Source organism: Epibacterium ulvae (genome assembly GCF_900102795.1).
In the GTDB taxonomy this organism is placed as follows: domain Bacteria; phylum Pseudomonadota; class Alphaproteobacteria; order Rhodobacterales; family Rhodobacteraceae; genus Epibacterium; species Epibacterium ulvae.
In genome coordinates, this window is the sequence record NZ_FMWG01000002.1 from 448,427 (window position 1) to 462,739 (window position 14,313).

Consider the following 14,313-nt stretch of genomic DNA (forward strand, 5'->3'; position numbering starts at 1 on the left):
TATATCGGTGGGGATATCGCAGAGTGAGCCTGTGACGGTTATGTTGAGCGTAAGCTCCGTCCCTGTTTGGCTTACCTTGTGGCGGCTTCGATAAGAGGCCTAATACTGGGAAGGATGATCATGGCTGAGACATCAGGTACAGGTGTATCAAGTGGTATTGCAATCGGCGGCATTGCAACCGTTGCGGTTGTTGTTGGTGGTCTTGTACTGACCCAATTGGGGTTCTTTGACAAGCCCGCCGCGCCAGAACAGCAAAAACCTGCCGATCTTGCGGTAGCCCCTAATGATGCGCGCGCTCTCCCTGCTCCTATCGTGACAGCTGACGCAACGCCACAGACCACCAGTGTTGAGAGCACGCCTGTTCCTCCTGTGGGTCAAAACGCTTCTGCAGCGGATTCGGTGGCATCTGATCAGGTCGCGAGGGACGCAGATGCTCGCTTGGATTCTGAAAGCCTAACTGAAACCACGGATGTGGCTGAGCCATTGGTGATTGAACCGGCGCCGGAAGCAGTCATAGCGTTGGAAGCGCCCGAAATTGATGTGTTCCGCTTTGCGCCAGACGGTTCAGGGCTGATCGCTGGACGCGGGGAAGTTGGCTCTGAAATTGCGGTGCTCTTGGATGGTGAAGTCATTGAAACCGTCGATGTGCCCGCTGGTGAAGAGTTTGTCGCGTTCCCGTTCATTGCGCCAAGTGATGTGGCACGTGTTGTCACAATCGAAGCGCGCCGGGCCGAAGAGAAACGCCTTGCAGAGGCAAGTTTCATTCTTGCCCCAGTTACACCAATAGCTGAAGAGAGTGTTGTTGCCGAAGTAACCCCAGTTGAACCCGCAATTGATGCGGAGACAGCTGCGCCCCAGGTTTCTGTGTCCTTATCTGAGACTTCCAACAGCATTGCCTCCGCTGAACTGGAAGAGCTGGCGGAAACTGTAACGCCTTCCTCTGTCGTTGCTGCAACGGATATTGTTCCTTCAAGGGAGGTTGAAGAGAGTGTTGCAAGTGCGTCGGGGGGCGTAACAGATGCTGTTGAAACCGCGCTTTCTGAGACGCCGCAAGAAGAGGTTGCTGTTGTTGCAGAGGCCGTGATTGCTCCCGTCGCAGAGGTACCAGTTACTGAGGTTCCAGAGGAAACAGGAGCCGAACTTGCTGCTGTGACCGAAACTGCAGATGTGCAAGTAAATCGCGAACCTCCTACACAAATCGCTACGCAGACAGCTGCATTACCAGAAGCGACTCAACCCACTGTGCAGACAACCGCGCCTGAACAGGTGACATCCGCGCAGATTGCGGAAATTCCTGCGCCTTCGGTTCAAGACAGCCCTGCGATTGCTGTACTCAGGGCGAGCCCTGAGGGGATTGAAGTGGTGCAACCTGCAGCACCTGCAGTGCCTGAGTTGGTTGGGAAAGTCGCACTGGATACAATCAGCTACTCTGACGCGGGTGATGTGCAATTGGCAGGGCGGGCCCGTCCCAAGGCTTTGGTTCGTGTCTATGTTGACAATACTGTTGTTGCTGAAGTTCAAACCGCAGAAGATGGGCGCTGGTCTGGCGACCTTGCCGAGGTTGACGCGGGCATATTTACGCTGCGTTTGGATGAAATCGATCCGGTGATCGGAACGGTCACAAGCCGTCTGGAAACCCCTTTCAAACGTGAGGCGCGTGAAGATCTGGCGGAAAATGCGGCGCAAAATGCATCTGATAATACAGCGCTTGTCCGTGCCGTGACCGTGCAAGAGGGCGATACGTTATGGGCGATCTCACAAGAGCGGTATGGCAACGGCGTTCTCTATGTGCGGGTTTTTGAAGCCAATCAAAAAGATATCCGCGATCCCGATCTAATCTATCCTGGCCAGATCTTCACCCTGCCGGAATAATCCTTTATCTTGTCTAGACAAACGCGCCTGAACGGGCGCGTTTTGCATCTGATAACGCCGCTGCGTCATCCAAGATATAAGGACGTCTGAATGAGACCTGTTCCCGAGCCAACAGCCAAGGAAGAGCGCAAATCCTCGTTGCGCACGATACGGCGTGTGGTGCCGTATATCTGGCCCCAATTTCCCAAATGGATTCGGGTGCGCGTTGTTCTGGCGCTTTCTATTCTTGTGCTGTCAAAGGTGGTCGCGGTTTACACACCCATCCTATATAAGGGGGCCGTTGATCAGCTTGCAGGCGATGGTGTCTCACAATTGGCGTTGGGGGCGATTGGACTTACGATCGCCTATGGGTTGGCCCGTGTGATGACTGTTGGGTTTCAACAGCTTAGAGATGCGATCTTTGCCCCTGTTGGCCAGCGCGCCTTGCGCCGTCTCGCACTTGAGACGTTTACGCATATACACCGCCTGTCTATGCGGTATCACATCACGCGTAAAACTGGTGGTTTAAGTCGCATCATCGAGCGGGGCGTGAAAGGCGTCGAATTTCTGCTGCGTTATCTTGTGTTTTCCATCGGGCCTTTGATACTGGAACTGGGCATGGTGGCTATCATATTAGCGACCTTGTTTGATATCCGGTATCTGTTGATCGTTGGAGCAACCATTCTTGGCTATTGCGTATTTACCTTCACGGTCTCCGAATGGCGGGTGAAGCTGCGCCGGAGGATGAACCAACAGGATACCGAAGCCAATCAAAAGGCGATCGACAGCCTGCTGAACTATGAGACAGTAAAGTATTTCGTTGCTGAAGAGCGCGAAGCAGCGCGGTACGACAGTGCGATGAAGGGCTATGCACAAGCAGCCCTTAAAACATCTTATTCCTTGGCTTTTTTGAATTTCGGCCAGAGCGTCATTATTACAATGGGCCTTGTGGGGGTGATGGTGCTTGCGGCCATCGGGGTTCAAAACGGTACGCTGACGGTGGGCGATTTCGTGATGGTCAACGCCTACATGATCCAAATAACCGTACCGCTTAATTTTCTGGGTTCAGTATATCGTGAAATTCGTCAAAGCCTTGTCGATATGGGCGAAATGTTTGAATTGCTTGAGCAGCCGGCTGACGTTGAGGACACCCCTCGTGCCAAAGATCTGAAAGTGAGCCACGGGGCAATTGCCCTGCGAGATATACGGTTTTCTTATGATCCAGAGCGTGAGATCCTGAAAGGCGTGTCTTTGGATGTGATGGGGGGGCAGACTGTTGCGATCGTTGGCTCAACAGGGTCGGGCAAATCAACGATCGGGCGTTTATTGTTCCGTTTTTATGATGTCACGGGTGGTGCGATCTTGATCGATGGTCAGGATATTCGTGATGTAACGCAAAAAAGCCTTCATACAGCGATTGGCGTGGTTCCTCAGGATACGGTGCTGTTTAACGATACCGTGCGCTATAACATTGCCTACGGGCGAGAAGGCGCTGCGGAAGATGAGATCATCCAAGCTGCAAAAGATGCCCAGATCCACGAGTTTATCGTGGCGCTTCCGGATGGCTATGACACGCAAGTGGGTGAGCGTGGGTTAAAGCTTTCAGGGGGAGAGAAGCAGCGGGTGGGGATTGCACGGACCTTGCTTAAAAAACCTCCAATCTTATTGCTGGATGAAGCAACCTCCGCGTTGGATACGGACACTGAACAGGAAATTAAAGATGCGCTTTCACGTGCGGGGCAGGGGCGCACGGTGATTACCATTGCGCACCGTCTGTCTACGATCGCTGAAGCTGATTTGATTGTCGTGCTTGAGCAGGGCGAAATTGCTGAAGCAGGCACACACGAGGCCCTATTGCAAAAAGAAGGTCGTTACGCCCACCTTTGGCAGCGCCAGCACACCGATCAGGATGCAGCCTAAACCCCCCCCCCTTGCCTATAAGGCACGCGAGGGCTTTTTAGCCTTCGCGTGGTGATGACAACAGCGTTTTAAGCTCGCTGACAATGGCGTCGTGGGCATGGCCTAAATGATGGCCACCTTCAAACTCCACTTTTTTCATCCCCGGTAGTTGGCTTGGGGGGCAGGCGCTGACGCTTTCTTTGCTTCCAAACAGACACATGACGCGGTGACCGGGAAGATGACCTTGCAGCGCGGCAATCGCTGGCGACACCTCATGCGCGCCGGTCTCTTGCCCCAGCCAGCCCCCCACGACAATTTCAAAGCCCGTTCGGGTTTCAGGCGCGATGAGACCAAGACCTGCAATGCGACTGCGCAGGTTGTCAGGCATATGGGTCGCTGCAAAAGGCAAGGTATTTGCGCCGAGCGAGAAACCAAGGATGAGCACACGAGATTTGCTAAAATGCATACTGTAATGGGCATCAATCCGGGTAAGATCAGCAGCAATCTGGGCGGGGCTTTTTTCACGCCACATATACCGCAGACTGGAAATCCCAACGACAGGAATACCTTCTGCTGCCAATCGGTCTGAGATCTGCTTGTCAAAGTTTGCCCAGCCACCATCGCCTGATAGGAAAATCGCATAGGTATCGTAACTGCTTGCCTGCTGGGTATTGTGGATGGTCAGCGGCAGATCTTCCAGATCGGCAGCGGCGGCTTGTGTGCGGGTATCAAACGCGGAATCTGTGCCAGCCAGCCGCAGATAACTTTTATAAAACGCACGCTGGGCCGTTGGTGTTGGAGGCACAACTGTTGCACCCTGAATGTTTTGAGCGGGTGAAATAACATCTCCCTCGGTCACATCCAGCCACCGCAAAGGTGCTTTTGCGCCGTCAGCGGGTTGTGCCCCTGCGCATAACATATCCTGATGATCTGTTGATACAGTGACAAGCCCTTTGAACCGGTTCGGCGCCACATCTGCTGCGGACAAGGCTAGTGATGTCGCGCTGCCATAAGCCGTCAAAACCGGGGTACGTGCCAACGCGCCTTCACGCACCTGGACCGCAAGGGCAGCCTTTAGGATCAATGGTGCGACGGCGGAGCAATCATTTCCCGCGCTCTTTAGTAGATGCAAGCCGTCCAGACCAACGACGAGCGTATGCATTTCAGACAAGCGTTTTGCGCGTGCGGCTTGCTCAGCCGTCCATCCTTCATGTCCGACAAGGAAAATGGCTGTAGATCGTGCATCCATTCCTTGAGGCATGGAGACAGAGAGAACGTGCTGCTCTGCATCGCTGGTGTTAAGAGCGGTCAAATCGCCCCATTTTGCAAATGTCGCCACAGCGGAGAGGGAGAGCGCAGTCAAAATGCTGCCGAGCTGAATTGATCTTTTCCAAACGCGTTTCATCTGCACAGCCTTCTGCCCGTTCTTTTGCCTATGGCTAGCAGTTATGTGCTGATGAAATCTAAATGATGCAAAGTTCTGTGGGAGGTTCACGAAAGACTAAAAAGCCCCGCTGATGGGCGGGGCTTTTGTGGGTTATTCTGCTGCACGCAAGCGACTGTCTGGTAAGGCTTCTGCTGTTTCAGCTGTTTCTGCTGGCGTATTCTCTTCCCACTGGATTTCAGTGGTTTTGATTTTCTTAGCTTGCTTTGCCAGACGCATATCTTGTGCAATGCGGCTGCTGCGGCCCTTAGTAACCCGCGCCAGGGCACGGCCCAGCCAACGGGCGTAGGTGCTGACCCAGACACGCATTGCCAAGAGAGAGGGTGTGACAACAAGCGTGAGGATCGTTGCAATACCAAGACCAAAAACCACCGCCGTAGCCAGCTGCTTCCACCACAGGGCGGTCGGGCTGTCAATTGAATAGCCGCCATTGATGAAATCAAGGCTTAGGCCAAACATCATCGGGGCAAGGCCCGCCATCGTGGTAATCGTAGTTAGCAAAACAGGCCGGATACGGGACTCGGCGGTGCGAATGATCGCTTCGATCCGGGGCATGTGCTGGCTGTATTCCTGATAGGTATCAATCAGCACGATGTTGTTGTTCACCACAATGCCTGCGAGCGCCACAATACCAGTCCCTGTCATGATGATCGAGAAGGGCTGCTGCATCACCATCATGCCAATCAAAACACCGGTGGTAGAAAGAACCACCGCCAAAAGGACCAGTACCGAGTTGTAAAAGCTGTTGAACTGCGCAAGCAGGATTACAAACATCAGACCAAGCGCACCGGCAAAAGCATTCATCAGGAAGGCGCCTGATTCTGCCTGCTCTTCTTGATCTCCTGTCCATTCCCAGCTGACTTCTGATGATAGGGGATTGGTGCTCAACCACTCGGTGATTACAGCAATTCGTTCGTTGGCATTGACGGGCACAAAACGTGCACCATCTTCGATTGCCTCGCGCAGGGTTTCAATGCTGCCAGCGCCCGTCAATCGCATCAGTTCCAGTCGATCTCCGTTGGGGCGGGTGAACACTTCAGCCGTTGTGCCATCTTCGGCGGGCTTGAGCAGAGCAAGTCGCTGTGCCGCGTCTCCTTCACCCTGTTCGACTTTTATGAGGCCGGGCAGCACATCTGCTTTGACATCATAAAACCGTTCCTGATCAATCCGAGAGATGCTTGCCAGTTTTGCTACAGGTTTGCGTTCGATAAAGTTGGACAAAGGCACCAGCCCATCGTCCGTGCGGACCTTAAGCGTATCTAGTGTTGACAAGACACGATCCTCTTCGGGAAGGCGTACGCGTATTTCCATTTCTTCGTCAGAATTACCGACGCGCGTATCGTCCAGATAGATGCCCCGTGTGACCAACTGCACCATGGCGCCTACCGTTGCGACATCCGCGCCATAGCGACCTGCCTTAGCCACATCAACGTCGATCTGCCAGTCAATGCCGGGTAGGGGTAAGGTATCTTCAATTAAGGTCAGGCCTGGTACGCTTTCAAAATGCTGCCTTGCTGCAAGCGTTGAGCTGTCCAGCGTGTCCCAATTGTCGCCTTTGATACGCAGGTGGATGGGTTTCCCCTGACCTGGCCCTTGTTCAAGCGCGTTCAATTCGGCCTCAAACCCAGCCAGCTGCGCCAGATCGGCCTTTAGTTCATCGATGACAGTATCGCCGTCAAAATCAGTGGCGGTCACTTCACGGGTGAAGAGATCAAAGAACCAGCGCTCTTGTTGTGTGGGGCGATCATCCCACGGGATGATTTCAAATTGAACCTGTCCCACAGTATCCGCTGGCGAATCTCCACCACCCGGTCCGCCCGTATCCAACCCGCCTTCACCGGCAAAGGCAAAGACGTTCACAACAGCAGGGTGGGCCGAGATGACCTCTTCCACCTGTTTTACCATCGCATCATTTTCCATGAGCGAGGTGTTTCCGCGTGCGCGCACGTAGACGGTGGCTTGTTCTGGTTCGGTGTCTACAAAGAATTCGACCCCGTAGTTGTTTTGACCAAACATGCCAAACACCGTCATGATGCCAAAGCCCACAACGCCAAGGGTTGCAATTGGCATGATAGGATTGCCAACGATGAATTTGATCACCCAGCCAAAACCGCTATGTGCACGATCGGCTTTCAGAGGATTGCTTTTACGCTCGATCTGCGCGGCGCTCAGCGTGACAGAGGCTGCAAAGGCGAAAATTAAGAACACCAAACCGCCGAAGGCCGTCGCACCCAGACCTGTGGTACCTTCGGGAAGCAGATAGGCCGGGTTCAGCATTTGCATCGCACCGGCAAACATGCCGAACATCACAGGCGGAACCAAAAGCGCACGGATCCACCATGGTAGAAAGGCGCGCAACCCGTTTGACATATGTTCAAAGCTGCGGCTGATGCGACCAGAGACACCACCAACAACCGGTAGGTAAATCAAGGCCACCAAGAGTGAAGACGATAGCACAAAGATCAGCGTAACCGGCAGCATGCTCATAAACTCGCCGGGAACGCCAGGCCAAAACAGCATCGGCAGGAACGCGCAAAGCGTTGTTGCGGTTGATGAAATCACCGGCCAGAACATGCGTTGTGCCGCTTCAACATAGGCATGCATTGGGCCGACACCGGATTTGATCCGTTTGTCAGCATATTCAACAACAACAATAGCGCCATCAACCAACATGCCAACAGCCAGGATCAAGCCAAACATGACCATGTTGGAAATAGACACGCCCATCATTGCCAAAAAGGCAAAACACAATAGGAAAGACGTTGGGATTGCAAAGCCAACCAGCAGGGCTGCACGGCTTCCCAACGAGGACAGAATAACGATCATCACTAGAGCAACAGCGGTCAGAACTGATCCTTCCAACTGGCTCACCATCGAAGCAACAACGCGGCTTTGGTCGTTTGAGGTGCCCACCTTCACCGCAGCCTGCAGTTCCTCAGGCCATTGCGATTGCGCCTCTGCAAGGGTCGCTTTGATCTGATCCACGGTGTCGATCAGGTTGTAACCTTTCCGCTTAACAACCTGCAGGGCCACGGTGTTTTCACCGTCAAACCGGGCTGTTCCAGTGCGGTCTTCAAAGGTTAGATTGATTTCCGCCAGTTCACCCAATGTTACGACACGATCGCCGTTTACCTTGACGGGCAGCTCGTAGATGTCGTTGACCTCATCAAATGAAGACGGGATCTTAACCGCGAAAGTGCCTTGCGCGCTTTCAATTTCACCCGCTGCGATCAGTTGGTTGTTGTTTTGCACAACGGTGATCAGCTCGATTGGAGTGACATTATAAGCTTCCAGGCGCAAAGGATCGATCAGGACTTCGACCATTTCATCACGATTGCCAGCCAGCCCTGCTTCAAGCACGGAATCCAACGCTTCGAATTCATCCTGAAGATCTTTTGCGATGCGCGTCATCGTGCGCTCTGGGACATCCCCAGTGAGATTGACGATCACAATCGGGAATTCAGAGAAGTTGAGCTCGCTCAGGGTATATTGTTCTGCACCTTCAGGAAATTCTGCCTGTGCTGCAATCATCGCATCCCGCACGTCTGCCATGATTGCGGTCTTGTCCCACCCAAAATCAAATTCAAGTGCAATGCCCGCATAGCCTTCGGCAGCGGTCGCGGTCATCTTGTCAAGGCCATCCAGATCCGCAAGCTCGGTCTCCATAGTCTTGACCAGCAGATCTTCGGCATCCTCAGCGGAAATTCCTGGGAAGCTCACTGAGATAAAGAGAGCAGGGATTTCGATGTCCGGCTCGCCTTCTTTGGGGAGGGCCGAATAGGCGAAACCACCCACCAGAATCGAAATCGCAATAAAGGCTATTACCATTCGGGCGCGCTCGGCGGCCCATGCTACCAAACCAGTCATATTATAATGCCTCTTTATAGGTAGGTGCGACGAGAACGCCCTGTGTGACGAAATCCTGACCCAGCACAATTACATCTGCTTTTTCGGGCAGGCCGCTCAACCACACGCCATCAGATTCGTCGCGCAACAATTTGACGGGTACAAAATCAACAACTTGATTGGTTGAAACCGTCCGGACCCCCAATTGGCCCTCATTGTTCAGGGTCAGGGCTGATTGGGGCAGTTTATGTGCTTTGGCACCATCTGCTGCGATAACGATATCAGCGGTCTGGCCATCACGAATTTGAAGGTCAGGGTTTGGAACTTCAATTTCAACTTCAAACGTGCGCGTTTCCGGATCAGCAGAGCGGCTGACAAAGGTCACGCGACCTTTGACCTGCGCGCCGGCTGCCAGTTCGGCACCAGCCAATGCGCCAATTTCGATGCGGTTCACATCAATTTCAGGTACAAATCCAACCAGTTTTACCGAGTCCAGCTGAATAACAGTACCGCATAGGCTACCGGGCTGCATCAGGCTGCCAAGCTCAGCTGTGTCGCTTTCTAGCAAACCGTCAAAAGGAGCGGTGATGGTCAGGCGCTCCATTTCTTTTTCAGCGGCAGCCACGATCGCTGCGGCTGATTGAATGCCAGCCTGTGTGGATTGCAACCCGGATTGGGCAGAAGCAATTGCGGCAATTGCGGTGCGTTCTGCGGCCTCTGCTGCTGCCACACGCGTGTCTGACGCATACCCATCCTCAGACAGGCGTTTTGCGGCGTTCAGATTGATCTCGGCTTCACGCAGGCGCGCGTGCGCTTCGTCCAAACGGGCACGGGCTTCGGGAACGCGCGCTTCTGCTTCGATCAGTCGTGCTTTTGCTTCCGCAAGCACCGAAGGGCGGGTGCCAGAGGCCAGTTCACACAATAAATCGCCTTTTGCTACATGTGCGCCTTTTCGCAAAGGTTCAGAAAGAACGGTCGCTGAGGTTTCCGACCGCACTTCAACTTGACGGAGCGCTTGGGTCTGTCCGCGCAGGACGACCGCACTGTCAATTGTACGCGCAACACTGCGCAGAGCGACAACTTTTACCCGACCGGTCTCTTCTGATAGAACCGCAGGTGTTTTCACAGGCGCCGTTTCAGCGGCTGCAAATGTATCTGTGGGTGATATTTCAGTATCGGTTGATACGGTTTCTGCCTGTGCGCTTGCGAATAGAGGGCCGTCTCCGCGCGCAAAGCTCATCACGCGATCGCGTTCAATCACGAACATATATGTGCCCACGGTAACCGTGGCAGCGGTAATCAGGGGAATAATGCGCATTGCAGGCCTTTCCAGTCAATATGTGCGCGATTGTGATGGTCGTAACCTTAGGGTTGGGCACGCGCACTCGATAGCTATTTTTTGCACGTATATGCGGTCTAAATACTAAACTATATAGTTTAGATCACACTTCAGGCAGTATTGCTTCCTTTTCTTTCGTTTGCGGAAGGCAAGCGCCACTTGGCTTGGCGCGCAGCACGCGGTAAGAGAGGCGAAAGAGATCATTCACCGGCGGTGCCGAACTGCGTAGGAGAGATTACGGATGAGCAATACAGACAGTTTTATCGATGAGGTCACGGAAGAGGTACGCCGCGACCGGCTGTTTGTGTTGCTAAAGCGCTATGGCTGGCTTGGTGGAGTTGCTGTTGCCTTGATCGTTGGGGGCACTGCGTGGCGTGAATACACAAATGCGCAATCACGCAATGCCGCAGAAAGCCTAGGCGATGCCCTTATCGCAGCGACCGCAATCGACGACAGCGCAGCGCGGGCACAAGAATTGTCGCAAATTCCAACTGATACGGCAGGCAGCACGCTCCTTGTCCGATTGAGCGAAGCAACCGCGCTTGTTGATGCAGGTGAGCCGGAAAAGGCGATCGCGCTTTTGGAAGAGGTCGCCTCCAATGGTGATCTTGCGCTGATTTATCGTCATTTAGCTTCATTCAAAGCACTGACGCTGCAAGTGGGCAGCTTAGCAATCGAAGAACGTCGCCTGCGTCTGGACGCTTTGGCGCAACCGGGTGCGCCACTTGCACTGCTGGCTTCGGAACAAATTGCACTGCTTGATATCGAATCTGGTGATACCGCAGCCGCGCTGAGCCGTTTGACGGCAATAGCGGCGGATGCAGCCGTAGATCAGGATCAACGCGAACGCGTTCTTCAGTTGATTACCGCTCTTGGTGGAGACGCATCTGCGCTTTAACGATCAAACCAGTTGATTATATGCATAAAAGCATGACAAAAAACCTTGAAGGCTAAAGGGCAGGGGCATGACGGGTAAGAGTATGTACAAGAGAACTTCACGCTGGCGTTCCTTTTTCGGTGTGAGCACTCTTGCATTGGTATTGGTGGCTTGTGCTGAACCTGAAATCATCTTGCAAGGTGAACGTGAACCCATTCGCCCGGAAGACGCGGTGAAGGTCGAAAACCAAAGTCGCAAGATTTCGCTGCCGTCGCAAAAGGCCAATGCCGCTTGGCCTCAATTTCATGGAACGGCGGGGTTTCGCACCGCGCACCCTGCGCTTGCGGCGGCACCGACATTACGATGGTCCACCTCGATCGGGGATGGCGACAGCAGGCGACAACGTATAACTGCGCAACCTGTCGTTGGGGCAGGGCGGGTTTATACGCTTGATAGCTCCGCACGTGCGACGGCGGTTTCCCCTTCAGGGCAGGTTTTGTGGTCCACACAGATGATCCCATCCTCTGATGATGCAGGAGAGGCGACTGGCGGTGGTATTGCCTACCATGATGGCGTGCTTTACGTATCCTCCGGTTTTGGTGTGCTGACAGCACTGTCTGCGGAAACAGGAGCGGTCATCTGGCGTCAAGAACTGGATGCAACGGGCTCTGGGCAGCCATTGGTTCAGGATGGACTGCTTTATCTTGTAGCGGGTGATCAAACTGGATGGGCCGTCCACACGAAAGATGGCCGTATTGCATGGCAATTTGAAGCCAGCCCAAGTGTTGCAAATGTTCTTGGCGCAGCAGCTCCTGCTTTGACATCTGATCTGGCAATCTTTGCTTTTGGATCTGGTGACATCACCGCAACGTTCCGTAAGGGGGGATTGCCACGCTGGAACGCCTCTGTGTCGGGGCAGCGTGTCGGGCGGACGATTTCAGGAATATCAGATGTGACAGGCGCCCCTGTTGTCGCGGGCAATACCGTGTATGTGGGCAACAACGCTGGACGTACCGCGGCCTTTGATGCCGGCAATGGTGATCGTCTGTGGACTGCACGTGAGGGAACAACAGGACCGGTTTGGCCCGCAGGTGATAGTGTTTTTCAAATCACAGACCTCAGCGCCCTGGCGCGTCTGGATGCACAAAACGGTGAGACGATTTGGTCTGTAAAACTGCCGAATTTTCTGAGAGATAAGCCGCGCAAACGCGAAGAAATTGTTGCGCATCACGGACCAATTCTTGCCGGGGGCAATGTAATCGTTGTGTCTAATGATGGGGCGATGCGCCTGTTTGATCCAACCGATGGTCAACTGTTGCGCAGTATCGAAATACCAGATGGAGCAACCACAGCCCCTGTTGTTGCGGGAGAAACTTTGTATGTTGTCTCCACAAAAGGTGAACTCCACGCTTTCCGTTGACGCAAAGATGCGCTATGGGGCGCGTCTGTAATCACGGAAAGCGGATACCATGTCCTTTACCCTTGCCATTGTGGGCCGTCCAAATGTGGGCAAGTCTACCTTGTTCAATCGCCTCGTCGGTAAAAAACTGGCTCTGGTAGATGACCAGCCAGGCGTGACGCGTGACCTTCGGGAGGGTGAGGCACGACTGGGGGATTTGCGGTTCACTGTGATCGACACCGCTGGCTTGGAAGATGCAACCGACAATTCGTTGCAGGGCCGTATGCGCCGTCTCACAGAGCGCGCTGTCGATATGGCCGATATTTGCCTGTTCATGGTGGATGCGCGCACGGGGATTACCCCAACGGATGAGGTCTTTGCCGAGATTTTGCGTCGTAAATCTGCACAGGTCATTTTGGCGGCCAACAAAGCGGAAGGGAACGCCGCTGAAGCTGGCGTTCTTGAAGCATATGGTTTGGGCCTTGGTGAACCGTTGCGCCTGTCTGGTGAGCACGGCGAAGGCATGCCTGATCTCTATTCGATCCTTTTGCCGCTTTCAGAGAAATATGAAGAGCAGGCGGAAGACCTAAATGCGGTTGTTGAAACTGATACGGATCTTGAAGAGAACGAGGACGAAGACGAAGACACCGTTTATGAGGTCGCGATGCCAACGGCTGAAAAGCCGATGCAGGTTGCGGTGATTGGTCGGCCAAATGCCGGAAAATCAACGTTGATCAATAAAATCCTTGGCGAAGACCGTCTGCTGACCGGCCCAGAGGCCGGTATCACGCGCGATGCGATCTCTTTACGAGTGAACTGGAATGATGTGCCCATGCGCATCTTTGATACTGCCGGGATGCGCAAAAAAGCCAAAGTGCAGGAGAAACTGGAAAAGCTATCGGTTTCCGATGGCCTGCGCGCAGTAAAATTTGCCGAAGTTGTCGTTGTGCTGTTGGATGCAGCCATTCCCTTTGAACAGCAGGATCTGCGGATTGCGGATCTGGCCGAGCGTGAAGGCCGCGCTGTGGTCATTGCTGTGAACAAATGGGATATTGAAGATGAAAAGCAAGACAAGCTGAAACAGCTGAAAGAAAGCTTTGAACGTTTATTGCCACAGCTGCGTGGCGCACCTCTGATCACTGTGTCTGCCAAAACAGGGCGCGGTCTTGACCGCCTCAATGCGGCAATCCTGCGCGCCTATCAGGTTTGGAACCGTCGTATGCCCACGGCTGCGCTCAACCGTTGGCTCACGGGGATGCTGGAACAACACCCGCCGCCAGCGCCGCAGGGCAAACGGATCAAGCTGCGCTATATGACGCAGGTGAAATCCCGTCCGCCGGGGTTTGTCGTGATGTGCTCGCACCCAGACAAGATGCCCGCAAGCTACAGTCGATATCTTGTAAATGGGTTGCGTCAGGATTTTGATCTACCGGGCACGCCTATTCGCCTGACGTTACGCGGTCAGGGGGATAAAAACCCCTACAAGGACAAGAAAAAGAAGAATGCGGGCGCATTGAAAAAACACCTTGGAAACTTGCCACGATCAAAAAAGTAGTCGCATTCGAAACCTTTTTGACCCGATTTTACCGTTCGTTATCTCTCTTCCGGCAGAACCAAAGCAGTTGATTTAAGGTTCTCAATGAGATTGGAGTAAGAGC

8 protein-coding genes are annotated in these 14,313 nt (G+C 53.6%); 5 read left to right on the forward strand and 3 right to left on the reverse strand.

Annotated elements, in window-relative coordinates; genetic code table 11:
* Nucleotides 1-120: 120 nt before the first annotated feature.
* Nucleotides 121-1,872: a LysM peptidoglycan-binding domain-containing protein gene (locus BLP79_RS04705; protein WP_090216804.1), complete on the forward strand. Its 1,752-nt coding sequence runs from the start codon at nt 121-123 to the stop codon at nt 1,870-1,872.
* Between the two features lie 90 nt (nt 1,873-1,962).
* The gene (locus BLP79_RS04710) at nt 1,963-3,771 is read left to right on the forward strand and encodes an ABCB family ABC transporter ATP-binding protein/permease (RefSeq protein WP_090216805.1); all 1,809 of its coding nucleotides are present in this window, start codon (nt 1,963-1,965) and stop codon (nt 3,769-3,771) included.
* Between the two features lie 37 nt (nt 3,772-3,808).
* On the opposite strand, the gene BLP79_RS04715 is transcribed toward BLP79_RS04710, so the two are convergent.
* From BLP79_RS04715 to BLP79_RS04725, 3 genes are all read right to left on the reverse strand, one after another.
* Nucleotides 3,809-5,155, reverse strand: coding sequence for an AcvB/VirJ family lysyl-phosphatidylglycerol hydrolase (locus tag BLP79_RS04715; RefSeq protein WP_090216807.1), 1,347 nt, complete (start codon nt 5,153-5,155; stop codon nt 3,809-3,811).
* Between the two features lie 132 nt (nt 5,156-5,287).
* The gene (locus BLP79_RS04720) at nt 5,288-9,061 is read right to left on the reverse strand and encodes an efflux RND transporter permease subunit (protein WP_090216809.1); all 3,774 of its coding nucleotides are present in this window, start codon (nt 9,059-9,061) and stop codon (nt 5,288-5,290) included.
* Nucleotide 9,062: 1 nt separating this feature from the next.
* The gene (locus BLP79_RS04725) at nt 9,063-10,358 is read right to left on the reverse strand and encodes an efflux RND transporter periplasmic adaptor subunit (RefSeq protein WP_090216810.1); all 1,296 of its coding nucleotides are present in this window, start codon (nt 10,356-10,358) and stop codon (nt 9,063-9,065) included.
* 262 nt (nt 10,359-10,620) lie between these two features.
* On the opposite strand from BLP79_RS04725, the gene BLP79_RS04730 reads away from it, so the two are divergent.
* From BLP79_RS04730 to der, 3 genes are all read left to right on the forward strand, one after another.
* Entirely contained in the window at nt 10,621-11,277 is a 657-nt protein-coding gene (locus BLP79_RS04730) for a tetratricopeptide repeat protein (RefSeq protein ID WP_090216811.1), read from the forward strand.
* Nucleotides 11,278-11,344: 67 nt separating this feature from the next.
* Complete coding sequence (locus BLP79_RS04735; protein ID WP_232716277.1) at nt 11,345-12,676, forward strand: PQQ-like beta-propeller repeat protein; 1,332 nt, start codon at nt 11,345-11,347, stop codon at nt 12,674-12,676.
* A 49-nt stretch (nt 12,677-12,725) separates the two neighbouring features.
* Nucleotides 12,726-14,210, forward strand: a complete 1,485-nt coding sequence (der, locus tag BLP79_RS04740) for a ribosome biogenesis GTPase Der (protein WP_090216815.1) — start codon at nt 12,726-12,728, stop codon at nt 14,208-14,210.
* Nucleotides 14,211-14,313 lie beyond the last annotated feature (103 nt).